Origin of the sequence: Streptococcus sp. M143 (assembly GCF_000162495.1) — a bacterium.
Taxonomy (GTDB): Bacteria; Bacillota; Bacilli; order Lactobacillales; family Streptococcaceae; genus Streptococcus; species Streptococcus dentisani.
Genome location: NZ_GG730097.1, coordinates 82,858 through 106,019, shown reverse-complemented (window position 1 = coordinate 106,019; position 23,162 = coordinate 82,858). Strand labels below are relative to the sequence as shown.

At 41.6% G+C, this 23,162-nt stretch carries 22 protein-coding genes and 1 pseudogene; 3 read left to right on the top strand and 20 right to left on the bottom strand.

Annotated features, from left to right (window positions below):
- Positions 1-9: 9 nt before the first annotated feature.
- From HMPREF0850_RS07155 to HMPREF0850_RS07140, 4 genes are all read right to left on the bottom strand, one after another.
- Positions 10-180 carry a hypothetical protein gene (locus tag HMPREF0850_RS07155; protein ID WP_000442252.1) on the bottom strand — a complete coding sequence of 57 codons (171 nt, stop codon included), beginning with the start codon at positions 178-180 and terminating at the stop codon, positions 10-12.
- A complete protein-coding gene (locus tag HMPREF0850_RS07150) occupies positions 180-686 on the bottom strand; it encodes a dihydrofolate reductase (RefSeq protein ID WP_000162504.1) in 507 nt (168 codons plus the stop codon). Before HMPREF0850_RS07150 ends, HMPREF0850_RS07155 begins: the two co-directional genes overlap by 1 nt.
- A gap of 118 nt (positions 687-804) precedes the next feature.
- Positions 805-1,479 carry a (d)CMP kinase gene (gene cmk / locus HMPREF0850_RS07145; protein ID WP_000849410.1) on the bottom strand — a complete coding sequence of 225 codons (675 nt, stop codon included), beginning with the start codon at positions 1,477-1,479 and terminating at the stop codon, positions 805-807.
- Between the two features lie 9 nt (positions 1,480-1,488).
- Positions 1,489-1,998 carry an SAG1386/EF1546 family surface-associated protein gene (locus HMPREF0850_RS07140; protein WP_000410192.1) on the bottom strand — a complete coding sequence of 170 codons (510 nt, stop codon included), beginning with the start codon at positions 1,996-1,998 and terminating at the stop codon, positions 1,489-1,491.
- 45 nt (positions 1,999-2,043) lie between these two features.
- Here HMPREF0850_RS07140 and HMPREF0850_RS12790 point away from each other — a divergent pair, with 45 nt between their 5' ends.
- Entirely contained in the window at positions 2,044-2,247 is a 204-nt protein-coding gene (locus HMPREF0850_RS12790; protein ID WP_002874767.1) for a ferredoxin, read from the top strand.
- A 75-nt stretch (positions 2,248-2,322) separates the two neighbouring features.
- Here the strand turns inward: HMPREF0850_RS12790 and HMPREF0850_RS07135 are convergent.
- From HMPREF0850_RS07135 to HMPREF0850_RS07110, 6 genes and pseudogenes are all read right to left on the bottom strand, one after another.
- Positions 2,323-3,307 (bottom strand): annotated as a pseudogene (locus tag HMPREF0850_RS07135) (glycosyltransferase family 2 protein).
- Positions 3,291-4,310, bottom strand: a complete 1,020-nt coding sequence (gene galE, locus HMPREF0850_RS07130; RefSeq protein ID WP_001156517.1) for a UDP-glucose 4-epimerase GalE — start codon at positions 4,308-4,310, stop codon at positions 3,291-3,293. The pseudogene HMPREF0850_RS07135 and the gene galE overlap by 17 nt, the downstream one beginning before the upstream one ends.
- A 101-nt stretch (positions 4,311-4,411) precedes the next feature.
- A complete protein-coding gene (locus HMPREF0850_RS07125) occupies positions 4,412-5,515 on the bottom strand; it encodes an NAD(P)/FAD-dependent oxidoreductase (RefSeq protein ID WP_000754619.1) in 1,104 nt (367 codons plus the stop codon).
- 16 nt (positions 5,516-5,531) lie between these two features.
- Positions 5,532-6,329 carry a Nif3-like dinuclear metal center hexameric protein gene (locus tag HMPREF0850_RS07120; protein WP_000881135.1) on the bottom strand — a complete coding sequence of 266 codons (798 nt, stop codon included), beginning with the start codon at positions 6,327-6,329 and terminating at the stop codon, positions 5,532-5,534.
- A complete protein-coding gene (locus tag HMPREF0850_RS07115) occupies positions 6,316-6,993 on the bottom strand; it encodes a tRNA (adenine(22)-N(1))-methyltransferase (protein ID WP_000624074.1) in 678 nt (225 codons plus the stop codon). The genes HMPREF0850_RS07120 and HMPREF0850_RS07115 overlap by 14 nt, the downstream gene beginning before the upstream one ends.
- A gap of 101 nt (positions 6,994-7,094) precedes the next feature.
- Positions 7,095-9,431 (bottom strand): cation-translocating P-type ATPase, encoded by a 2,337-nt coding sequence (locus tag HMPREF0850_RS07110; RefSeq protein ID WP_009013926.1) that lies wholly within the window; start codon positions 9,429-9,431, stop codon positions 7,095-7,097.
- A 133-nt stretch (positions 9,432-9,564) separates the two neighbouring features.
- Between HMPREF0850_RS07110 and HMPREF0850_RS07105 the strand changes: the two genes are divergently transcribed.
- Together HMPREF0850_RS07105 and HMPREF0850_RS07100 are read left to right on the top strand one after the other, a co-directional pair.
- On the top strand, positions 9,565-10,314 hold the full coding sequence (locus HMPREF0850_RS07105) for a lysophospholipid acyltransferase family protein (protein WP_000500185.1): 750 nt from the start codon (positions 9,565-9,567) through the stop codon (positions 10,312-10,314).
- Positions 10,315-10,537: 223 nt separating this feature from the next.
- Positions 10,538-11,902 carry an LPXTG cell wall anchor domain-containing protein gene (locus HMPREF0850_RS07100; RefSeq protein WP_001015739.1) on the top strand — a complete coding sequence of 455 codons (1,365 nt, stop codon included), beginning with the start codon at positions 10,538-10,540 and terminating at the stop codon, positions 11,900-11,902.
- Positions 11,903-12,457: 555 nt separating this feature from the next.
- Here HMPREF0850_RS07100 and HMPREF0850_RS07095 read toward each other — a convergent pair.
- From HMPREF0850_RS07095 to HMPREF0850_RS07050, 10 genes are all read right to left on the bottom strand, one after another.
- Entirely contained in the window at positions 12,458-13,141 is a 684-nt protein-coding gene (locus tag HMPREF0850_RS07095) for an alpha/beta hydrolase-fold protein (protein ID WP_000175779.1), read from the bottom strand.
- On the bottom strand, positions 13,122-14,132 hold the full coding sequence (locus HMPREF0850_RS07090) for an ABC transporter substrate-binding protein (protein WP_000753252.1): 1,011 nt from the start codon (positions 14,130-14,132) through the stop codon (positions 13,122-13,124). Before HMPREF0850_RS07090 ends, HMPREF0850_RS07095 begins: the two co-directional genes overlap by 20 nt.
- 19 nt (positions 14,133-14,151) lie before the next feature.
- Positions 14,152-14,907: an ABC transporter ATP-binding protein gene (locus HMPREF0850_RS07085; protein ID WP_000364121.1), complete on the bottom strand. Its 756-nt coding sequence runs from the start codon at positions 14,905-14,907 to the stop codon at positions 14,152-14,154.
- Position 14,908: 1 nt separating this feature from the next.
- The gene (locus HMPREF0850_RS07080; RefSeq protein WP_000949306.1) at positions 14,909-15,955 is read right to left on the bottom strand and encodes a FecCD family ABC transporter permease; all 1,047 of its coding nucleotides are present in this window, start codon (positions 15,953-15,955) and stop codon (positions 14,909-14,911) included.
- 301 nt (positions 15,956-16,256) lie between these two features.
- Complete coding sequence (locus tag HMPREF0850_RS07075) at positions 16,257-16,868, bottom strand: CadD family cadmium resistance transporter (protein ID WP_000531728.1); 612 nt, start codon at positions 16,866-16,868, stop codon at positions 16,257-16,259.
- A 786-nt stretch (positions 16,869-17,654) separates the two neighbouring features.
- Positions 17,655-17,924 carry a 30S ribosomal protein S15 gene (gene rpsO, locus HMPREF0850_RS07070; RefSeq protein WP_001018251.1) on the bottom strand — a complete coding sequence of 90 codons (270 nt, stop codon included), beginning with the start codon at positions 17,922-17,924 and terminating at the stop codon, positions 17,655-17,657.
- 144 nt (positions 17,925-18,068) lie between these two features.
- Entirely contained in the window at positions 18,069-20,774 is a 2,706-nt protein-coding gene (locus tag HMPREF0850_RS07065) for an ABC transporter permease (RefSeq protein ID WP_162832805.1), read from the bottom strand.
- Complete coding sequence (locus tag HMPREF0850_RS07060; protein WP_000323387.1) at positions 20,770-21,471, bottom strand: ABC transporter ATP-binding protein; 702 nt, start codon at positions 21,469-21,471, stop codon at positions 20,770-20,772. Before HMPREF0850_RS07060 ends, HMPREF0850_RS07065 begins: the two co-directional genes overlap by 5 nt.
- A gap of 121 nt (positions 21,472-21,592) precedes the next feature.
- Positions 21,593-22,285 (bottom strand): phosphoglycerate mutase, encoded by a 693-nt coding sequence (locus HMPREF0850_RS07055; protein WP_000240121.1) that lies wholly within the window; start codon positions 22,283-22,285, stop codon positions 21,593-21,595.
- A 188-nt stretch (positions 22,286-22,473) separates the two neighbouring features.
- Positions 22,474-22,854: a hypothetical protein gene (locus HMPREF0850_RS07050; protein ID WP_000856381.1), complete on the bottom strand. Its 381-nt coding sequence runs from the start codon at positions 22,852-22,854 to the stop codon at positions 22,474-22,476.
- Between the last annotated feature and the right edge of the window lie 308 nt (positions 22,855-23,162).

Here is a 23,162-nt window from a genome sequence, read left to right as displayed (position 1 = left end):
TCATTCTATCTAAAATAAGGTCATATAAAAAGCGTGGACACTGTTGACCAGATTGGTAAAAGCATTCAACCAGAGTAAGGCAGACAGTCCATAGCGCTTCTTACGAAAAGCCTGTGCTCCAGTCAAAATACAGATCACACACAAAAAAGCTGTAAAAAATCCAAATATACTGCGCTCCATTAGACTTCCTTTCTATCTCGGTATTGGATGGTAAAATCATAGTCGTTTTTCTCATCTCGGGTGTAAGATTTGCTTGCTACTGTCTCAAAACGAGACAAGTCAAACTCCTCAGGGAAATAGGTATCTCCCTCCACCTGAGCATGAATCTGTGTCACGATGATTTCATCTAAATAGGGCTCAAAAGCCTGAAAAATCTGTTTTCCACCAATGATATAGAGATTTTTTTCCTGACTCTGATACCAAGTTAAAACAGACTTCACATCTTGAAACACGAGCGCACCATCCACGACTTCGTCACTGTTTCGTGTCAAAATCAAGGTTTGCCGTTTGGGAAGCAGACGACGTCCCATTCCATCAAAGGTCACTCGTCCCATCAGTATAGCATGATTTAAAGTTGTTTCTTTAAAATGTTTTAACTCTGCTGGCAAATGCCAAGGTAAACGATCCTCTTTCCCGATTACACCCTCTTGATCTTGTGCCCATATCGCTACAATTTTCTTTGTCATGCTTTCATCCTTTTCATTGATAGTACTATTTTATCAAAATTCTCCCAAAAAGGCTGTTTTGAAACGCGCGCAAAAGAGAGAAAAGGAGCAGGCTTCATTTAGCCTGCTCCTCTCGTCCCTAGGACATATATTTTTTTGCTTCTGATTCGATTTTTTCGACCACTTCCTGGATACTCAGTCCAGTTGTGTCAAGGTAAACTGCATCCTCAGCCTGTTTGAGAGGCGAGGTCTCACGATGACTATCCTTGTAGTCACGCGCAGCAATCTCTTCTTTCAACGTTTCCAAGTCAGTCTCAATCCCTTTAGCAATATTTTCCTTGTAACGACGCTCTGCTCTTTCTTCAACAGAAGCCACTAGGAAAATCTTGAGTTCAGCTTGTGGTAAAACAACTGTCCCGATATCACGCCCATCCATGACGATACCACCTTGCTGAGCAATCTCTTGCTGGAGCGAAACCAGTTTCTTACGTACTTCTGGAATGGCAGCAATGCTTGAAACCTTGTTGGTTACTTCATTTTCACGAATCGGATGAGTAATCTCAACATCCCCTACAAAAACAAGTTGCTCACCTGTTTCTGAACGACCAAAACTAATGGGGTGTTGGTTAAGAAGCTCAAGAAGTTGGTCTACATTTCCTGCATCCAACTGATGCTTGAGCGCTATATAAGTCGCAGCACGGTACATAGCACCTGTATCCAGATAAGTGTAACCAAAATCTTTAGCGACAATCTTTGCGACCGTACTCTTACCACTCGAAGCTGGACCATCGATAGCAATTTGAATAGTCTTCATGACCGACTCCTATCTTGTCTTAATCACATCACCTGGGTTGGCAAACCAAGATCCAGATGACATGTGAGAAGGATTTAGGGCTTCTAGCTGGGCAATGGAAATCCCTGCACGTTGAGCAAGAGCTGCTTCTCCCTCTCCAGGCTGTACTGTAAGTGTTCCTTCACCCTCTGTAGTATGTTCTTCCGAACTGCTCTGTGAAGGTGTTGATTCAGAAGAAGCTGTTTCCTCTACCTTGCTACTTGAAGATGATGATTCTTCCACTTTAGAACTTGAACTTGTAGAAGGAGACGATGCATCATAGAAGTCCTTCAAAGATGATGTACGATTGCTTCCACCAGTTGATAGGTAAATCAATACAACTACCATCGCTACAACAATTACAAAGAAGAGGCTAGCTAGAACTGTCAAGACACGATTGGCAACTACGCCTTTCCCTTTTTGTTTCCGGTGTCGACGCTCTGATCTTGTTTCTTCCTCATTGTTTTCGTAAATATCTTCTTGCCACGGTTCTTTTTCCATACCTTACTCCTTGTTTTTTTTACATTTTCTTATTACAATATAAATATGAAAGTCACACTTATACCTGAACGGTGCATCGCCTGCGGGCTTTGCCAAACCTATTCTGAACTCTTTGATTACCATGATAATGGAATCGTTCGATTTTACGATGATCCAGTTGAATTGCAAAGAGAAATCGCTGAGACCAGCGATGTTCTGGAGGCCATCAAAAATTGTCCTACACGTGCACTTCTAAAAGATCCATCGTAGGAAGCAGGGAATAAATATAATTGATTTTTTCTCATTTTTCCCACACTTACTAGTTTAGCATATTTCTAGGTAAAATTATAGTCTTTTTTGGTTATTTTTTTCCTTCAACAAGAGAAAGGTCACTTTTTTCTTTGACGAGATAGAGTGGTCTTTTTTTGGTTTCTAGGTAAATCTTACTGATATACTTACCGAGAATCCCAATTGTCAGGAGTTGAATCCCTCCAAGAAAGAGAATGACAGCCATCAAAGATGTCCAACCAGATGTCGGATTTCCCAAGATAAGAGTCCGAAACACTACAAAAACTGTCATCGCAAAAGAAAGAAAACAAGATAGAAGTCCCGCTACAAAGGCTATACTCAAGGGGAAATCTGAAAAGTTAAGGATTCCTTCAATCGAGTAGAAAAAGAGTTGTCTAAAACTCCAACTGGTCTTGCCAGCCTGTCGTTCAACGTTTGGATAATCAAGATAGTGCGTTTTAAAACCCACCCAGGCAAAGAGTCCCTTAGAAAAGCGATTGGATTCGGTCAGTGTTAAAATAGCATCTACCACAGACCGTCTCATCATGCGAAAATCACGGACACCTGAGGGTAGAGCCACTGGGCTAATTTTTTGCATGAGGCGGTAAAAGAGGTTCGCACAGAAACTGCGGAAAAAGGGTTCTCCCTCCCGACTAGTTCTCCGTGTCCCAACACAGTCCAAGTCTGCATTTTGGTCTAGTAAGTCTTTCATCTCAAGTAGCATACTAGGAGGATCCTGAAGGTCTGCATCCATCACGACCACCAAGTCTCCAGTTGCATGCTGCAAGCCTGCATACAGAGCCGCTTCTTTCCCAAAATTTCGTGAGAAAGAAATATAATGTACCGCAGGATTTTGCACCCGATAGGCCTTCAAAAGCTCCAAAGTGCCATCGCTTGAACCATCATCCACAAAGACATACTCGATCTCTGCCCCCAATTCTGGAAGGAGTGCTTCAACAGACTGATAAAAAAGAGGAAGTACTTCCTCTTCGTTTAGACATGGGACAATGATTGAAATCATCATCTTAGTCTTCAAATCCATTTGGATGCTTGCTTTGCCAACGCCATGCGTCTTCACACATTTGAGTAATATCGAGTTCTGCTTCCCATCCAAGTTCGGCTTTGGCTTTTGCTGGGTCTGAGTAGCAGGCAGCGATATCACCTGGGCGACGTTCTACGATGCGGTAAGGAATAGGACGTCCCACCGCTTTTTCCATGTTTTGGATAATTTCAAGAACAGAGTAACCTTTACCTGTTCCAAGGTTATAAATATTAAGACCTGAACCTTTTTGGAGTTTTTTAAGAGCTGCAACGTGACCTTTGGCTAGGTCTACGACATGGATATAGTCACGAACCCCGGTTCCATCTTCTGTATCGTAATCATCTCCAAATACTTGCACTTGCTCTAGTTTGCCCACTGCTACTTGTGAAACATAAGGCAAGAGATTGTTTGGAATTCCGTTTGGATTTTCTCCCAAGTCTCCACTTTCATGCGCTCCGATTGGATTAAAGTAACGAAGCAAGACCACATTCCATTCTGAGTCTGCCTTGTAGATATCCGTCAAAATTTCCTCTAGCATGAGCTTAGTACGGCCATACGGGTTGGTCACTGAAAGTGGGAAATCTTCTAAGATTGGAACTGTATGAGGGTCTCCGTAAACTGTCGCAGAAGAACTGAAGATGATGTTCTTACAGTTATTTTCTTCCATGGCTTTTAGAAGGCTGACAGTTCCTGCGATATTGTTGTCATAGTAGGCAAGAGGGATACGTGTTGATTCGCCAACAGCCTTCAAACCAGCAAAGTGAATCACACCAGTCGGTTCTTCCTGCTTGAAAATATCTCTAAGGGTATCTGTGTCACGGATATCTGCCTCATAGAACGGCACCTCAACTCCTGTGATTCTTTCAACAACTTCTATACTTTTACGATTGCTGTTGACGAGATTATCCACCACAACAACTTGATGACCTGCTTGGATTAACTCAATAACAGTGTGAGTTCCGATAAATCCAGCACCACCCGTTACCAAAATCTTTTCTTGCATCTTTTTTCCTCGATTCTCAGATTATTTTTTCTTATTTTATCATTTTTGATAGGGAATGTCATTTGACATCCTAAACTACCTGCTAAAATTTCAGTAAAATCTTATTCACTTTTTACTCGTTTGACATAGTTTGCAATTGGATAGTTTACTGGGTCCAAGGTCAATTCCTTGTCTTGGATCAGTTGAGCTAAATGGTAACCAATGATAGGACCCGTTGTGAGGCCTGATGAACCTAGACCACTAGCCGCATAGACACCTGCTAAGCCAGGTACTTGCCCAAAGAAAGGTGAAAAATCACTGGTGTAGGCACGAATTCCCACACGCTCACCTGATGATTTCGCTTCTGCCAAGGCTGGATAGTGAGGTAAGGCTGCCTCCTCCATTTGTTGAAGCAAGGTTTCATCTACCGTCAAATCAAATCCCATATCATTTTCATGAGTAGCTCCTAAGGACAATTTCCCACCTGCAAAAGGGATCAAATCCCACTCCCCTTCTGGCATGACAACAGGGTAAGATTCCATATCTTGGGCAAGTTGATAATCTCGTAGTTGCCCCTTTTGGGGACGAACATCTACCTCATATCCTAAAGGCTCCAAAATGTCTCCCAACCAAGCTCCCGTCGCTAGAATAACCTGATCAAATACCTCTTCGCCAATCTGATAGCCGGATGCTAAAGGTGTCAGACTCACTTTTTCTTTGACCAGCTTGACTTGACTGGCTTCTAGCAGACAAGTCACTAAGAGTTGGCCATCTACTCTCGCTCCACCAGAAGCATAGAGCAGGCGTTCAAATCCCTGCAAACCAGGGAATAATTCATTAGCTGAGGCTTGGTCCATGATAGCTAACTGACCTATCAAGGGAGATTCTTCCCTACGCTGGAGGGCTAGTTCATAGAATTCTTCCAACTTGTATTCATCCTTTTTTAAGAGAAAAACTCCCGAACGCTGATAAAAGTCAATTTCCTGACCAGACTTCTCTAAATCAGCCAACAAATCAACATAAAAGTCAGCCCCCAAGCGTGCCATCTTGTACCAAGCTTTATTGCGGCGTTTGGAAAACCAAGGACTGATAATTCCCGCTGCAGCCTTGGTTGCCTGACCCTGACCATGGTCAAAAACAGTTATCTCTAGGTCGCTTTCTTTCGCGAGGTAGTAGGCAGCTGTTGCCCCCACAATCCCTGCTCCAATAATGGCAACTTTTTTCATTGTCTTCACCTTCTAACTAGATATGGTGGAAAGGATTGGTTGATGCTTGGCTAGGTAAGATATCAATAGACCAGCTATTTTCTGCCTTCCATTGAGTAAGAAGTGCTGCGATTTTTTCCACAAAAAGCACTTCTATATAGTGGCCTGGGTCCAATGCCAACAGGCCATCAGAAAGCATATCCTGGGCTGTGTGATAGTAAATATCACCAGTGATATAGACATCTGCCCCCTTTGCTAAAGCATCAGAGTAGAAAGACTGCCCACTGCCACCACAGATGGCCACTCTTGAAATAGGCTTCTTCAAATCACTCTCTTGATAATGCACCATGCGAAGACTATCAAGACCAAAGACTTGCTTGACATGCTGAGCAAATGCTCCAAAAGTCTGTGGTTGAATGTCACCAATACGCCCAATCCCACGTTCTGGGCCTGTTTCCTGGAGATAAGTCGTCTCCTCAATGCCTAGCATCTGGCAGAACCAGTCATTGAGACCATTCTCAACGATGTCAATATTGGTGTGACTGACATAAACGGCAATGTCATGCTTAATCAAATCAATGTAAATCTGATTTTGTGGACGGCTGGCTACCAAATCCTTAATCGGACGGAAAATTGGCGCGTGCTTAACGATAATCAAATCCACACCCTTTTCAATAGCCTCTGCCACCGTGTCTTCACGAATATCAAGGGCAACCATGACCCTTTGGATATCCTTGTCTAAAGTACCGATTTGCAGGCCACGACTGTCTCCCTCCATGGAAAATTCCTGAGGACAAAAGGCTTCATAACGTTTAATCACTTCACTTGCTAGCATGGAGTACCTCCTTGATGGCTTGAATTTTATCTACAAGAACTTGACGTTCTTCTCTATTTTTCTCTGGGATTTTGTCAAGAGCAACCTCTAACTTAGCTACTTCTTTTTGCCACTTTTGAACGAAGACTGGGCTGATTTCTTTGGACAAGAAAGGTCCAAAGCGAACATCACTGGCTGATAGCTTCATTTGTCCTGCTTCCACAACTAGAATTTCATAAAACTTGCCAGCTTCTTCTAAGATGCTTTCTGCCACAATCTGAAAATCGTTGCCCTGTAGCCAGATGCGCAAGTCGTCTTCACGATTATTGGGTTGGAGGATTAAACGTTCTACACTCGCAAGTTTATCCAATCCTTCTTCCAATATGGTCGCAATCAAACGGCCACCCATACCAGCAATGGTGATAACCGATACTTGGTCAGTCTCTTCAAATGCCGCTAAGCCATTGGCTAAACGAACTTGGATTTTCTCCTTTAGACCGTGAGCCTCAATATTTTTAATCGTAGACTGGTAGGGACCTTCCACCACCTCACCTGCAATGGCACTTTTGATTTGGCCTCTCTCTACCAACTCGATTGGCAGATAAGCATGGTCACTCCCCACATCTAGTAAAATGGCACCTTGCGGTACAAAGGACGCCACCAATTCTAATCTCTTTGAAATCATCTTCTCTCTCTTTCCAAAACTCTATTACCTTTTATTATACCATATTTCAGCTAGCAATCTTGCACCTAAAAAGACCGCAATCCACAGATTGCGGTCTTTCTTTATTTTTTCGCTTGGTAACGACTGGTTAGAATGAAAATCACCGTAAATACCAGCATCATGGCCCCATAAACAGGTAACGTTTGTCCAGTTAAGGCCGAAATTTCAAGTAGCTTTTGAATCATTGGGAAGAGGGCTGTGGCTAGGAAGCCTCCTACTGACCAGACAATCAAGAGGACACGCCAGAGGGTAAATGGCATGCAGGCTCTAAATACGGATAAGAAACCGATAGACCCAAGGAGATAATAGAGGAGGGTTGAGATTTCTAACTCAGACCAACCTTGACTCGCTCCAAATAGTTTCACAAAGAGAACGCTGAAGACGACCATAAGTGCACTTGGTAGGGCACGAAGCATGGATCTTCTGAGGAAATTTGGCTCAACAGGTTTGATATTTCGCTCAAAAGTCAGAACAAATGGCGGGAAACCTTCCACAAATTGGTCAATCATGGTAATCTGGATTGGAATGAAGGGGAAAATCAAAATCCACTCAGACCGCCCTAGTAAAACACTAGCAATACAAATCACCGCAAGCAAAAAGGAATAAATCGTTTTAATCAAGAAAATCGGTGCGATGTGGGCGATGTTATTAACCACACGACGACCTTCAAAGAGAATCTCAGGAACATCATTAAAGTCTGAGTTCAAGAGAACTAGATTGGCAATCTGACGAGTCGCCGGATCCCCTTCAGCCATTACGATCGAACAATCCGCCTCACGAAGGGCCAGGATATCATTGACTCCATCCCCTGTCATGGCCGTTGTATGCCCTGCTTTTTTCAGGGTTTGGATGATGAGTTTCTTTTGATGAGGGGAAACACGTCCGAAAATAGCTGTCTCTTCAGCCATGGCAATCAATTCCTCATCCGTGATTTTTGAACAATCTACATAGCTGTGATAGTCTGCAAAACCAGCCTTCTGGGCAATGCTGGAAACCGTAACTGGATTGTCGCCAGAGATAATCTTGAGGCCCACTTCCTGAGAACGGAGATAGTCCAGCGTCTCGGCTGCTCCTTCTCGAATGGGGTCCAAGATCTCCAGCAGGGCCAGGGCTTGAATGTCAGACGGTTTCTGTGGTTTGTGATGGTCTAGTTTTTCCTGACTGAGTGCCAAGACCAAGAGGCGCGAGCCTCTCTCCAAGGCCTCTCTGGCTTCAGGGACTTCAGAGTCCAACAACATCTCAGGTGCCCCTAAAAAAACCGTCCCCAGACCTTCTAACTCCATAGCTCCCCACTTACGGTCGCTTGAGAAAGGAAGATTCGAAAGCATAGGATAGGAAACCTGACCTTGGAAACGCTGGCGAATGGCTTGGGCCGTTGGATTTTTATCCTCACTAAGAGCGATGTAGCTAGTTAGAATACTGGCAATAGTCTCTTCACCATAAGTTTCCGTCAGAGGAAGAACAGCCTCCACCTGCATCTTTCCTTGGGTTATGGTGCCCGTCTTGTCCAGACAGAGCATATCCACGCGCGCCAAGGTCTCAACAGAGTACATCTCCTGCACCAAAACCTTTTTCAAGCCCAGCTTGATCACCGCAGTCAAGAGCGAAGTAATGGTCAAAAGGGCAATTCCCTTAGGCAACATTCCCAAAAGGGCTGTTGACGAATTTACAACCGATGACTTGAGGGGCAAGCCTTTTAACATCAAGGCTTCTAGCAAGAGAGCTAGACCAAAGGGAATGATAATCTTCCCAGTAAAACCAGCTAGCTTGTCAAGCGATTTCATGATACGGGAGTTAATGGGTTTCACTGTCTTAGCTTCCAGCATGAGTTTGGAAGCATAGTTGTCTGCTCCGACATGGTGGACTTGAGCCAAAACTGCGCCACTGGCTAGGAAACTCCCTGATAAAAGCAGAGCATCCACTTCCTTTTGCACCAAATCACTCTCCCCCGTCAACATGGCTTCATTGACTTCTGCGAAGCCTTCCAGAACCAGAGCATCACTAGGGATTTGCTCTCCCGCAGACAAACGAATGACATCTCCTAGGACCAATTCTTCTGGATTAAGGGCGACTTCCTGGCCATCACGGATGGTTTTGACCTTTTCCTTGGTCATGAGATTGAGCTTGTCCACCATGTGTTTGGCCCGTAGCTCTGTCACAATTCCAGAAAAAGCGTTAAAGCATATAACGGCAAAGAAAACCAGATTGCTCCAAGCCTGCACAAAAGCCAGCGCTAGAGCGATAACAAAGTTTAATGCGTTAAAAAGGGTAAAGACATTTCGTTTAACGATTTGCCAAGTACTGGTACTGGCCGAAGCGGTAAAGTCATTGACCAAACCTTGAGCCTGTCTTTCCTTGACTTCTCTTTGGGTTAATCCCATTATCTTATTTTTATCCATAAATTCTATCATATCATTTTTTCTAGCAGAATTCTAATCTCATCCAAAAACTGTTGGCTGATAACTGAAAAAGTTTGCCAGTAGTCTTTTGATAAGGTATAATAATAAAAGCAATACAATCGAAGGAGATCTCATGTTTTATACTTATTTGCGTGGACTGGTCATGCTGATCTTGTGGTCCATCAATGGCAATGCCCACTATCACAATACTGATAAAATCCCTAGCCGCGACGAAAACTATATCCTCGTTGCTCCTCATCGTACTTGGTGGGATCCTGTTTATATGGCCTTTGCGACTAAGCCAAAACAGTTCATCTTTATGGCCAAAAAAGAGCTGTTTAACAACCGCATCTTTGGCTGGTGGATTCGTATGTGCGGCGCCTTTCCTATTGATCGGGAAAATCCTAGCGCTTCTGCTATCAAGTACCCTATCAACGTCCTCAAAAAAAGCGACCGTTCTCTCATCATGTTCCCAAGCGGAAGCCGTCACTCAAACGATGTCAAGGGTGGAGTAGCCTTGATTGCTAAAATGGCCAAGGTTCGTATTATGCCTGTCGCCTACACCGGTCCCATGACCTTGAAGGGCTTGGTTAGCCGTGAACGTGTCGATATGAACTTTGGAAATCCTATCGATATCTCAGACATCAAGAAAATGAATGATGAAGGAATCGAAATGGTTGCAGACCGTATCCAAGCAGAATTCCAACGTTTGGACGAGGAAACCAAGCAATGGTACAATGATAAAAAACCAAACCCACTCTGGTGGTTTGTCCGAATCCCTGCCCTCATCCTTGCTGTGATTGTTGGTATCCTAACGATTATCTTTAGCTTTATCGCAAGCTTTATCTGGAATCCAGATAAGAAGAGAGAGTCTCTTGGTTAAGACAATGAGAACCGCTACACAAAAACTCGATTTTAAGAGAAAATCCAGCAAGCCTTTCCATAAGAAATGCATAGCATCAATGTTTTTGGACACTTGTTGCTATGCATTTTTATGATCTTTATCCCTGTATAACCAGAAGAAAACTCTACATTCTATATAGAAATTTTTGACAAATTACTTTGATTTTGATATCATATTATTAAAAAAGGGGAGGATTTTTATAATGAATCATAAACATTCTTTATTCGGGAAGTGCAAGTCTGTTTTATTGACGGTTGCTCTAGCGTCTACCTTTACAGCAATGGGGCAAGTTGATGCTGATGAGGTAAAGAATCCAAGTCAAGTTGCTAATGATCTTGCTCAAGTAGGTTCAAATGAACTTTCCACTAAAACTACTCAAACTAATCAACAAATTTCCGAAACAGTTAAGGAGATTCAAGATAAAGTTAATGTCTCTGTAGTACCACTTGATAAAGCTCAACCTGGTGATATAGTTAAAGTAACTACTACTTCAACGGACGCCAAGGTAGATACTAAAGAAAACGCAACTGGTACAGAAGCAACTGCCAAAGCAGAGACTTCTGTAAGTGTTGAAACAACTCATTTAGCTGCTAAGGGAACTGCCGTTGGAGAAAAGACACCTGTTACAACAACAAAGACTGTTACAGATCACGTTAATACAGATGACTATGTAGCTAATGTTACTCAAACTATCAAGAAAACTACATTTGAAAAAGTTTTGAAAGAAGCAGATGTAATAATTACTAAACAAGCGGCTGGTTCTGCAGATATCGTCTTTACTATTGATAAGTCAGTTTCAATGGATTCTTCTATTCAAAATGTTGTACAGAATATCGAGAACTTTGTCCGTGATTTGGCTAATAAAAAAGTTGATGCTCGTCTTGGCTTAATCGCGTATGAGGCTGCTGACAATGTTCAATATTTCGATTTTAATGGATCTAAATTCACTAAGAATGTAGAGGAGTATATTAAGGCGCTTAGATCTATTCGAACATACGGCGGAACAGAAGAGCCTACAGTCCCTCTACATCATATTGCAACCTCAAAAGATTATGATTGGTCTACAGCTTCTAATAATCGTCGTTTTGCATTCTTAATTACTGATGAAAGTATTGATTTCCGTACCCCAGGCATTCCAACAGTAGAAGAGACTCTGAAAGCTCTTAAAGCAGCAGATATTTCTCTATCAGTTGTAGGGATGAGATACACAGAATCGACCTTCAAACCTTTAGTTGAGGGGACAAAAGGGCTTTATCTTAATATTAATCAAGAATTTTCTAGTCTTTTAAATCGTGATTTTACAAATCATGTTGTTAAGACTGTCCAAGAAGGACGTGTTTACCGCATCGTAACAGAGAAATATGACTTCTTAACAGAGGCGCATGTCGTACTTAAACCAAAACCTATCGGAAGCACAAAGGCAGTTTATCATACTTCTACGCTTTCTAATAAAGTATCTGAATTACCCAAAACTGGTGAAAAGGCATCTTCTAATTTATCCGTACTTGGAGTTGCCTTAATTGCAGTAGCCTCTGGTTTGACTGTTGGTGTTAAGAAAAAAGATTAAAGAGATTCTTTTCATATAGAAGGTGGAGGAAAGGAGTTTTGCACCATTTAGATTCTTTGCCAACTATAACAAGAAAAATAGTTAACAATGAGAGAGGGCCTCTTGGTCTTCTCTTTTAATATATTCAGAGCAAATTTCATATTCTACTCTATCATCCCAAAAAGATTTTGTCCCTCTTTCTTTAGAAATAAAGGAGTATTTTCTTTTATAGAATAAATTCATGATAAAAATATCAGTCTTCAAAAATACATATTCCTAGTGTTAGTAATATAAAAATGACTGAGATTAAAGTGTGTGATTTTCTACAAATATCTATCATTTCATCAATCCTATAATATTCTTAATAAATCTCGTCTGCTCCTTTCCAATGACAATCCAGTCACTTTTCATTATAGAACATGTATTTTTCTGCATTCAAAGAAACTCTAAAATCATAAAAACGCATAATATAAGAAACTCAGAGAGTTCATATTATGCGTTTTATTATAGAAAGTTTTACTGAATTTTCTCCTCAAATTTAATTTTTTCCTTGTCTCTTCTCTTACTTTATTCAATCTACCATTCCTTTGCCAACCAACTGGAAAAGGCTAGAAATCGCTCAGCTACTTGCTCATGATGCCCATAAGGATCAAAGACAAACTGACCGGTCGGATAGCGTTTCTGAAGACTGGTATGGATCTGCTCAGCATAAACTGGTGCTTGAACCAAGCGATTGGTATGATGGGCTCCTTCTGTTTGACCATTCTGTAAATACAGCAAACAGTCCAAATTTTTCACCTTTTCTTCCCTGCAGTAAGCCACAAAATCAGGATACCAAAAGGAACCGCAGATAGAAAAGATACAGGAGACCTTGTCAAAATGGAAAAGACTGTATACAGCCGCCAAACCACCTAGTGAGTAACCCCCATAAGCAAGGCGATTTTTGTCCAGGCGATAAAGCGACTGCAACTTGTCTAAAAGACTACCAAATAAATGACCATGATAGGCATTTGCCTGACCGCCAAAATCTTGAGCTCCATCTCTCAGAGCAGATGCCTTCCATGGAGTGTAGTCGTCTAGGCGATTTTTAGAGGTCAAGCCCACTAAAATCACAGATTCTGAAAGGGATGATAGGAAATCCAAGTTTCCATCATTCAAGAGAATCGCTGGATAGGTTTGATTGGGATCATAAGTCGAAGGAAGGCTGACCTTGACTTGGATTCCCTCCCAATCAAACTCATTATTTATTGATAAAGTCATTGATTTTCTCAAGGGAATCAATCACTGCTGGACCATAGTCCATCAACTCATCGTAAGAAATGGTCATGATTTTTTGATTCTTAATTGCAGGAACGTTTTCCAAAACAGCATTTTTCTTCATCAACTCTACTGCGTTGGCATCCAATTTTTTATTGCGGTCGCTGGTCACATAAATAATCAACTCAGGATCCATTGACACGAGATTTTCCAAGGTCAAGCCTGATGTTCCCGTTGCAACGTTGGTATAACCAAGTTGATTCAACAAGCTTTCCTGCAAAGCAGACTTGTATGCACCGAAGGTTTCGTCATTATAAGCAACCATAATCAAAGCCTTTTTCTTTTCACCTTGGCTTGTTGGATTTGCTTTCTTAACAGCGTCAATTTTAGCTTGTAATTGGGCTGCGTATTCATTGGCCTTGTCCTGAACATTGAAAATCATTCCAAGATTTTTGACATCTTCTACAATATTTCCCAAATCTTGCTGAATCGTTGAGAGAGAAGCTTTTTGCGTATAGACTGGGATTTTGTTTTCATTCCAAGTGCTAACTGTTCCCAAGGATTTTTCAGAAAACATCATGTTTCGACCCATGACGGCATCTGGTTCATAAGAAAGGACTGTCTCTTGTGAGACTGTTTTTTTATCGCCAATTTGAGGAATAGTCGCAATCGCGTCTTTGTATTTACCTGTTACAGCATTGTCAGGGTTGAGCATGCCAGCAATTTTATCCTTCAAGCCTAACTCCAACAAAATTTCAGTGGTTGAAAGATTGTTGGTGATAACTTTTTCAGGTGCCTTGTCAAAGACTTGTTCGACTTCATTTCCCTTAGCATCATAGGTCTTGACCGTTAACGGATAAGTCGTCTCTGCGCTGGCCTTTTGACTTGTTTCTGTGCTAGATTGTGTGGTAGCTTTTTCTGTAGTAGTATTGCCACAAGCTGCCATGGTTAGGGTAGCTACTGTTACCAGTAAAATGCTGAGTGTTTTTTTCATTTTGTTTTCCTTTTCTTTCTTATAAATAGTGAATCATAGCTTGCTGATCCTCGGTCCAAGTAACCTGACTTTGAACTCCATATACAGTTTGCAATGACTCAGGTGTGATGGTCTCCTTTGGAGTTCCTTGGTAAAGGATTTCTCCCTCTTTCATCAGATAGAGATAATCCGAATAGCGACAAGCAAGTTGAATATCATGCAGGACAGCTAGAACATTGACCTTGAGATTCTTCACAATGGCCAACAAGTCTAACTGGTACTTGATATCCAGGTGATTGGTTGGTTCGTCCAGGAGCAAGAGAGTCGGTTCTTGCGCCAAGGCGCGTGCCAACAAGACTCGCTGTTTTTCCCCACCTGACAGGGACGAATAGAGACGAGTTTTCTTCTCAAGCATATCCACCTTGACGAGAGCATCTTGAACGAGGGCATAATCTCTTTCCTGTTCCTTCTGTAAAAAAGAGAGGTGGGGAGTTCTTCCCAGCAAGACGATTTCCTCAACTGTACAATCAAACTGCAATTGATTAAACTGGGTTACAACTGCCATTTGCTTGGCTGTTTCTTTGAGTGACCAATGCTCCAGTGGCTTTCCATCTAAGCTTATCAAGCCTTTGTCTGCCTTTTCCTGACGATAGAGGAGTTTAAGCAAGCTGGTTTTTCCACTTCCATTTGGTCCTAGTATCGTGTGAAATTGATGCCCCTCGACCTTAAGAGAAACTCCTTTGAGGATTTTTTTCTCTCCTAGTCCAAAGTGGACATCCTGACAAATCAAGTCCATATCAGGCCCTCACCTCCCTTCGCCTACCTCCAACAATGTAGATAAAAAAGGGAGCACCTACCAAGGCTGTGAAAATACCAATTGGCATCTCAGCATTTGGAATGATGACACGAGAAAGTACATCTGCCCAGACGACAAAGAGAGCACCCAGTAAGGTCGCAACAGGAAAAAGCCTCCTGTAATTCGTTCCTACTAAGCCTCGAGCTAAGTGAGGAGTAATTAGACCAACAAATCCAATAATCCCACAAGTTGCTACTAAGACTGCTGTCAGAACAGCCACCATGGTCACATAAAGATACCAATAAAAGCGTAAGGGAATACCCAAAGTTAAAGCAGCCTCATCTCCCATCATCATCGCATTGAAAACACGATACTGAGTAGCGAAAAATAGAAAGGCCATTCCTACTACTATAGTTGGCAGGACTAAGTCAGACCAGGTAGTCCCGGCAAGCGAGCCCATAGTCCAAAACTTAATGGTCATCACACTGTCAGCATTAGCCCCAACTGAGATAATAAAGTTGGAAAAGGCTAGAAAGAGAGCGTTGACCACCGTTCCTGATAAAATCAGACTAGAAGTCGTCATCCTTCCCTGCATAGAGGCAATGATAAGGACAGCGATTGTTGCCAAAATAGCTCCAAGGAAAGCTCCAAGGCTAATCACCAATTTTAAACCAAGAATGATGCTCAAAGTTGCCCCTAGAGTTGCACCCGCAGAAATTCCTAAGACATAAGGCTCTGCGATGGGATTGTTCACTGTAGACTGCATCACGCTACCACACATAGAAAGACCAGCCCCTACTATCAAGCCTAACAATACTCGGGGGAACCTCATATTCCATACAATGGCAAGAGTAGACTTGGAAACCTCTCCTATCTCAAGAGGAAAACCCAACCTGCTCAAAATGATCCGATAGGTATCTCCTAAGTCAATCGCTACGGATCCCATAGAAACAGCAAGAAAAAGTGAAATCCCTAAAATACCTAGCAAAACACCTAAAAGTAACACAAATTGTAAATCTTGTCGGCTTCCAGAAAATTTGGAAAGCATGAAAACCTCCTTAGACAAAATTAAAAATTTAGAAAATTCTCATAAAAAGTATACCATATTTCTACTAGATGAACAAGGATGGAGACATATATAGACAAGCCGAAGATTGTACAAAAATGTTAGTGAAACAAAAAAATCTCCCCGAAGGGAGATGATCTGGTTTATTTTACCTTACAGTGCTAGGAACCGTAACCGAAGATTATACTTGAGTATATCGAGGTAAGGTGACAACATAAAAAGCCCTCTGAAATCAGAGAGCTTGATTTGAGCCCGGGCTAAAATCCTAGTGAAACAAAAAAATCTACACGATCAGAAAAGTCTCTATCGTGCCATTTTCATACATGATGTATAGTCCAAGTAGAATGAATACTATGGGCACAATGATTCGCTCGTATTTTTCAATTGTCTCGAATATTAACGGAATAGAGGATAACATCCGACTAATCTCGCAAAAGATAATTATGCCGATTACAAACACAAGCAACGCCACGAGGGTCTGTGACCAATCTAACGAAGCAAAATAAGGTATATAGATACCTAAATTATCTCCGCCAGACGCAATTGTCAGCAATGTAACTGTCCAAAACAGTTGATTTGCCTTGCTTTGTTCTAATCTTTCAATAATTTCTTCCTCTTCTTCCTCACCTTCTCCAACAATTGCAAAGCGAATCCCTAAATAGATAGGGATTAAACCAAGCAATCCAACCATCCATTCTTCAGGCACGAAATTAACGACATAAGCAGCAACTAAACTCGCCCCTACAAGTAAGCCTGTTCCTAGATATTGCCCCGCATAAATATGCCATTTCTGTTTATTCTGTGATAGCTGTGCAAATAAAATAATTAAAATAATTAAATAATCGATACTGGTGGAAATATAAACACCAATAGCAGATATGATTGTCTGTCCCATAAAAGCCTCCTGTATTAGTCAGTAATAAATCAGCAGATTTTAGGAGAGCACAGACACATTAATTTAGCTATCGCTAGTGGGTAATGTCGAACGTAGGAAAGCATTTTACTCCTCCTCAAAACGTAGTTATAAAGTAATTTCTAACTGAAATTCGGTGACTACTTCCATGTAAAGTATAACATACTATACTTTACTTCGTAAAGTGTGGGCTCTCCGAGGGGGCTTGCAGACATCTACTCGACTTTTCAAGCCGAGTAGATGCGCACCTTTATGGTGTAACTAGCTGATACTATTTGAGGTTTTTGTAGTCTCCAAAATTGTGACCGATAAAACCTCAATAAAAAAGCCCTCTGAATATCAGAGAGCTGATTTGAGCTCGGGCTAAAATCCTAGTGAAAAAGATAAAACTCCTTATGTTCATCGAACACTGTTTCCTTTCCCTATTTTCATACGGATTTTTAACGCCCTTAGCATCATGATTCTTGCTGGATAAAACGTTTATAGACTAGGCGACGAGGCGAAGATTGTACAAAAATGTTAGTAAAACAAAAAAATCTCCCCGAAGGGAGATGATCTGGTTTATTTTACCTTACAGTGCTAGGAACCGTAACCAAAGATTATACTTGAGTATATCGAGATAAGGTGACAACATAAAAAGCCCTCTGAAATCAGAGAGCTTTATTCTTGCTGGATAAAACGTTTATAGACTAGGCGACAAGCCGAAGATTGTACTGATGGTACATCGAGGCGAAGGCAACGAAGTATAGAAACGTTTTAGACGCAAGATTAACGACGAAGTCCTAGAGAGTTGATTAACTCACGGTAACGGTTAACGTCGTTTTTACGCAAGTATGCAAGCAAGTTACGACGGCGACCGATTTTCTTCATCAATCCACGGTAAGTAGCGTGGTCTTTTTTGTGTTGTTTGATGTGTTCGTTAAGGTGGTTGATTTCCCAAGTAAGGACAGCAACTTGAACCTCTACTGAACCTGTATCACCTTCGTGACGTGCATATTGTGCGATGATTTCATTTTTTTTCTCTTTTGAGATTGCCATGATGTTTCTCCTTTTTATTTGGCTTCATCCGAGTGACAGGTTGGCATGCCTGTAACCAAGAAGAAGTTATTTGTCTTTACGACAGTTCTTATTCTACCAAGAAGCAGAGACTTTGTCAACTGATTTACTGTTTAAAACCTTGAATTACTCTACTGATTTCAGGGCTTCAAGCATATCCACCTTTCTCAAGTGGTGATTGACAAAGAGGCCCAGTAAGGCTATGATTACAGTCACTGTGACGATTGGAAGAGCATAGACTTCCCAGCTGACTCGTGGATAAAAAAGTATGGTGGCAGGTGAAATCATTTGTATCAAAAATTGATGTAAATAGTAGCCAGCTACCAAACCGAGAACAATCCCCACAAGGGATAGCACTATGGTCTCGCGGTAGATATAGAGGGTCACTTCTTTATTGTGGAAACCGAGAACCTTGATAGTCGAAAGTTCGCGGATACGTTCTGACACATTGATATTGGTAAGATTGTAAAGAATGACAATGGCTAGTAAGACGGAAACAAGGACAAGGATTGCCATGGTTTTATTGAGCGAACTAGCCACGGATTCAAAGAGATGGATGGCCGTCGCATTTTGGACTACCCCAGAAACAGCTGCTTTTTCCATAAAGGTAGCAGCTTCTTTCTCCGTATTGGAAGGTGTCGGCTCTTTTAATTTTACTAGGTAGGTATTGTCTTGCGGGCTGGTGCCGTAGACTTGTTCGTAAGTCGCTCTGTTGAGATAAACAAAGTGTCCAACATAGTTTTCAGAAATAGCCGCGACCTTGATTTCCTTCCCATCAAACTCCAGCTTGTCTCCAATCGTAACACCTGCTAGTTGGGCTAATTTTTGACTCACGACCGCTCCATCAGTGACCTGCAACTCTCGCCTATTTTCCTCTAATGCGATAAAGGGTTTGAAGTCTTCACCACTAGTAACCATCATGGTGATGTTTTGAAGTCCTGCTTTCCCTTTAAAATCTTTTTCAATGGATTTAGAGTAAATCTTTTGATAAGCATGGATAGGTTCAGCTTGCAAGGCACTTTCTAAATCGGCCTTTTCTTGTTCCGTTGCACTGCTCTTTTCCGCTACAATCATCTGGTATTGCTGGATTTGTTCAAATTGGCGCTCGGAAACTCCTCCCACAGATGACTGAATGCCAAGACCAGCAAATAAGAGAGCAACCGAACCTGCAACTCCAAAAATGGTCATCAACATTCGTTGCTTATAACGAAAGATATTTCTTGCCGTAACCTTATGAGTAAAGCTCAAATGACTCCATATAAAGCTCAACCGTTCCATCAAAATCTTTGATCCTTTAACGGGAGGTTTGGGAAGCAAAAGTTGGGCTGCTTCATCGTGCAACTCCCTTCGCGCTACCAGATAAGCTGGCAAAACGCTGGATACCCAACTTAAGGCTAGGGCAAGAAGGCTATAAGACCAGTAAAAATACTCCTGACTTTTTCCAACAACCATCCCAGCTGTTATAACATCCGAAATCACGCCGGCAAGGAGATAATGTCCAAGAAGTGTTCCTATAATGGTTCCCACAGTTCCTGCAAGAAAACCATAGAGGACAAACTTGGCAACTATATCTCGGTTACGGTAACCTAGGGCCTTGAAAATACCAGCATTGGTACGCTCTTCGTCCACAAAGCGAGTCATCGTTGTAAAGGTCACCATTGCAGCGACCATATAAAGCACCACTGGAAAGATATTTCCGACAGAACGAATACTGGCTGAAGCGTTACTATACATGAGATAACCTTGTCCACCTGGCATGGTTTGGCGGTTGTATACGTGGTAAGTCGGCTCTGCCAGTTCATCAAGCTCTTTCTGACGCTGTTCAAGTTTCTCTTTTTCCTTAGATAGATCACTCTCCGTCTGAGCCAGTTTTTCTTTTTTAGTCGCCAATTCTTCCTTAGCTTTTGTCAGCTGTCCCTTGGTTTGGCTCTTTTGCGGTTCTGGTAAAGCGGTCACTTGTTCTTCTTGAGTTTTTAATCGACTTTCAGCCTGTTCTAACTGACTCTTGCCATTTTCAAGGTTGCTTTCAGCAGTTTGGAGCTGTTCTTTCCCATCTTTCAGGCTCTTCTGCCCATTTGCTTTGATACTTGCCAATCTTTTTTGACCATTATCTTCCAGCAAGTCTTGCAACTCTTCCTGATGTTGGGATCGTTTGGTCTTATAGTTTGATGAAAAAGCATCCAGATTTTTTAAATCGTCATAGCGCACACGCGCGATACTATAGACATCTGAGTCAAACTGACTGGGTAAAATCACTCCATAGCCAGCCAAGCTTCCATTTCCACTGCTAGAACTCCCTAAGTCTTTTTGAGAAAGGATCTCACCCGACTGAACAAATCCAGTAATTGTGAAAGTTTGGGATTTTACGACGGACTTTTCTTCTTTCTTAGTAAAGATAATGGTCTGCCCAATCTGATAGCGGTCTTTCCAGAAATCAGCCAAGGCAATTTCCCCATCAGCCCCTGGCAGTAGCCCTTCTGTCAGTTGGAAGGTTGAAATGCTCTCTGGTTTGGAATAAAGTCGAACCGCTTCTTCACTATTTTCAACGGTTAGGTCTGCCATATAGCCAAACTCAACACTTGCTCTTTGAAGTGTCTTTAGTTCGTCTTGGTCTTCTTTGTCCAAGCCATAATCTGCTATCACGGCCAGATCCAGAGTATTGGCTTTACGGAGATAATCTTCTGCCGTACGTTCCATGTTTGGACTGGCCACTTTGAGGCCAACTAGAGCTAAAGAACCCAGCATCATCAAGGTCAAGATAGAAACAAAGCGTCCTTTTGAAGTCGTCACTGACTGGAGCAAGTCTTTTCGGTATGTTTTTTTCATGCTAATACTCCAATGTATCGATATCCTGCGGATGCTCATTGATCGTCATACTCTTAACCGTGGCATCGCGCATGTGAATCACCCGATCTGCAATAGGGGCTAGCGCGCCATTGTGGGTCACGATAATCACCGTCGCTCCTTTTTGACGAGACATGTCTTGGAGAATCTTCAAGACTTGCTTCCCCGTCTGGTAATCCAAGGCACCTGTCGGTTCATCACAGAGGAGAATTTTAGGATTTTTGGCTACAGCGCGTGCAATGGAGACTCGCTGTTGCTCCCCTCCAGAAAGCTGGGCTGGAAAGTTATTGAGGCGATGACCTAGCCCTACGTCTTTGAGCACTTGCTCTGGATCCAAGGCATCTGTCACGATTTCTGAAGCCAGTTCCACATTTTCCTTGGCTGTCAGATTGGAGACTAGATTGTAAAACTGAAAAACAAAGCCCACATCTTCACGACGATAGTTTGTTCGTTGGTGCGAACTATAGTTGGCAATATTGGCACCATCAATCCAAATCTCCCCCTCATCATTGGTATCCATACCTCCTAGGAGATTGAGAACGGTTGATTTTCCCGCACCTGAAGCACCAAGTATGATAACCAGCTCCCCCTTTTCAATTTCAAAATTCACATCTCGATTAGCCACAATCTCCGTATCCCCAACCTGGTAACGCTTGTAGCTGTGTTTCATTTCAATATAAGCCATCGTCCTTCTCTCTTTCTTACAATTAAGTCACTCTTTACTATCATTATAACGCTTTTTCAACTAGTTGGAAACTAGAAGCAAAAACAAAAAAGCCTAGTAATCTAGGCTTTCTGTTTATAGATTATTTTCCAAGGTAGTATTCAGAAACTACGTTCAATTTTTCGTCAAATTCGAATACCAATGGTGGGAAGTTAGGGATTTCCACGTCCATGATTTCGTCGTCTGACAAGCGTTTGATGTGTTTTACAAGGGCACGGATTGAGTTACCGTGAGCTCCTACGAATACGTTTTTACCATCTTTAAGTGCTGGAGCGATTTTGTCTTCCCAGAATGGAAGGGCACGTTCCAAAGTCACTTTCAAGTTTTCAGCATCTGGGATAACTGAGTCGTCAAGTGAAGCGTAACGACGGTCAGTGTGAGCTGAGTGCTCATCATCACGGTCCATGTTTGGAGGCAATACATCGTATGAACGACGCCAGATGTGAACTTGCTCATCACCAAATTGTTCAGCAGCTTCAGCCTTGTTTTTACCAGTCAAACCACCGTAGTGACGTTCGTTTAAGCGCCATGATTTTTCAACTGGAACCCAAAGTTGGTCAGCAGCTTCAAGAGCCAAGTTTGTTGTTTTGATCGCACGTTTCAATACTGAAGTGTAAGCTTGGTCAAATTCGATACCAGCTTCTTTGATCAATTTACCAGCGTCAATCGCTTGTTGTGTTCCTTTATCAGACAAATCAACATCAGCCCAACCAGTGAAAAGGTTAGCTTTGTTCCATTCAGACTCACCGTGGCGAGCAAAAACCAATTTTACCATTAGATGGATTCTCCTTTTATTTTTCGAGGTTGCCCTCGTTTATCTATTCCATTTTACACAATTTTTCACAAAAAAGCTAGTGAAAATCAACGAAAAAGAGAAGAGCCTCTCAGCCTTCTCTTTATTATATTATCATAATTGTTCTCAACAGAAAATGAAGCAGTCTCTCCTAAATAATTAAAAAACTACTACTCTTCAATTACAAATTTTTTCAATGTTCCAAAGTAGAGTGAACCACCAATAATGGTTAGAATTCCACCTACCCATCCTAAAAATGGAATCAAGCCGACCGCACCACCTACAATGAGCAAAACAGAAGGTGCATTCGTAACACGTTCATCATCTTTATAATAAACTATAGCCACAATTCCCAATACTAAAACAGCAATTTTAACCAATGACAAAATAATTGAGAGCCCTGTCAATGTCCCAACTGTTACATCTGCGTCTTCAGTCGCTGCAGCAGCTCCAACAGCCATCATAAACATGATGACTGGCGCTAAAAGCAATACAATTCCTGAAATAAGACCAAAAATAGCGTTAACACGAGCAAGTGTATTTGTTTTCATAATAATCTCCTTAAAATTTTTATAGGTATTATTCTATCATAATTTCAATAAAAATTAAACATTTCTATAAAATTTTATAATGAATATTAATACCCTTTAAACTCTCTAAAGAATTTTAAGCTCCATAATTCTTTTATAATTATTAGCAAATATAAAATCATGAGAAAACTGAATACTAGATTATGTTAACCATCTACACGGACAGGCCAGGAAGAACTTCATTTTAGGAAATGGACTAGTAAATTTTCCCATGATAAAACGCATAATATCAAAGCACTTGAACTCTTGATATTATGCGTTTTTATGAT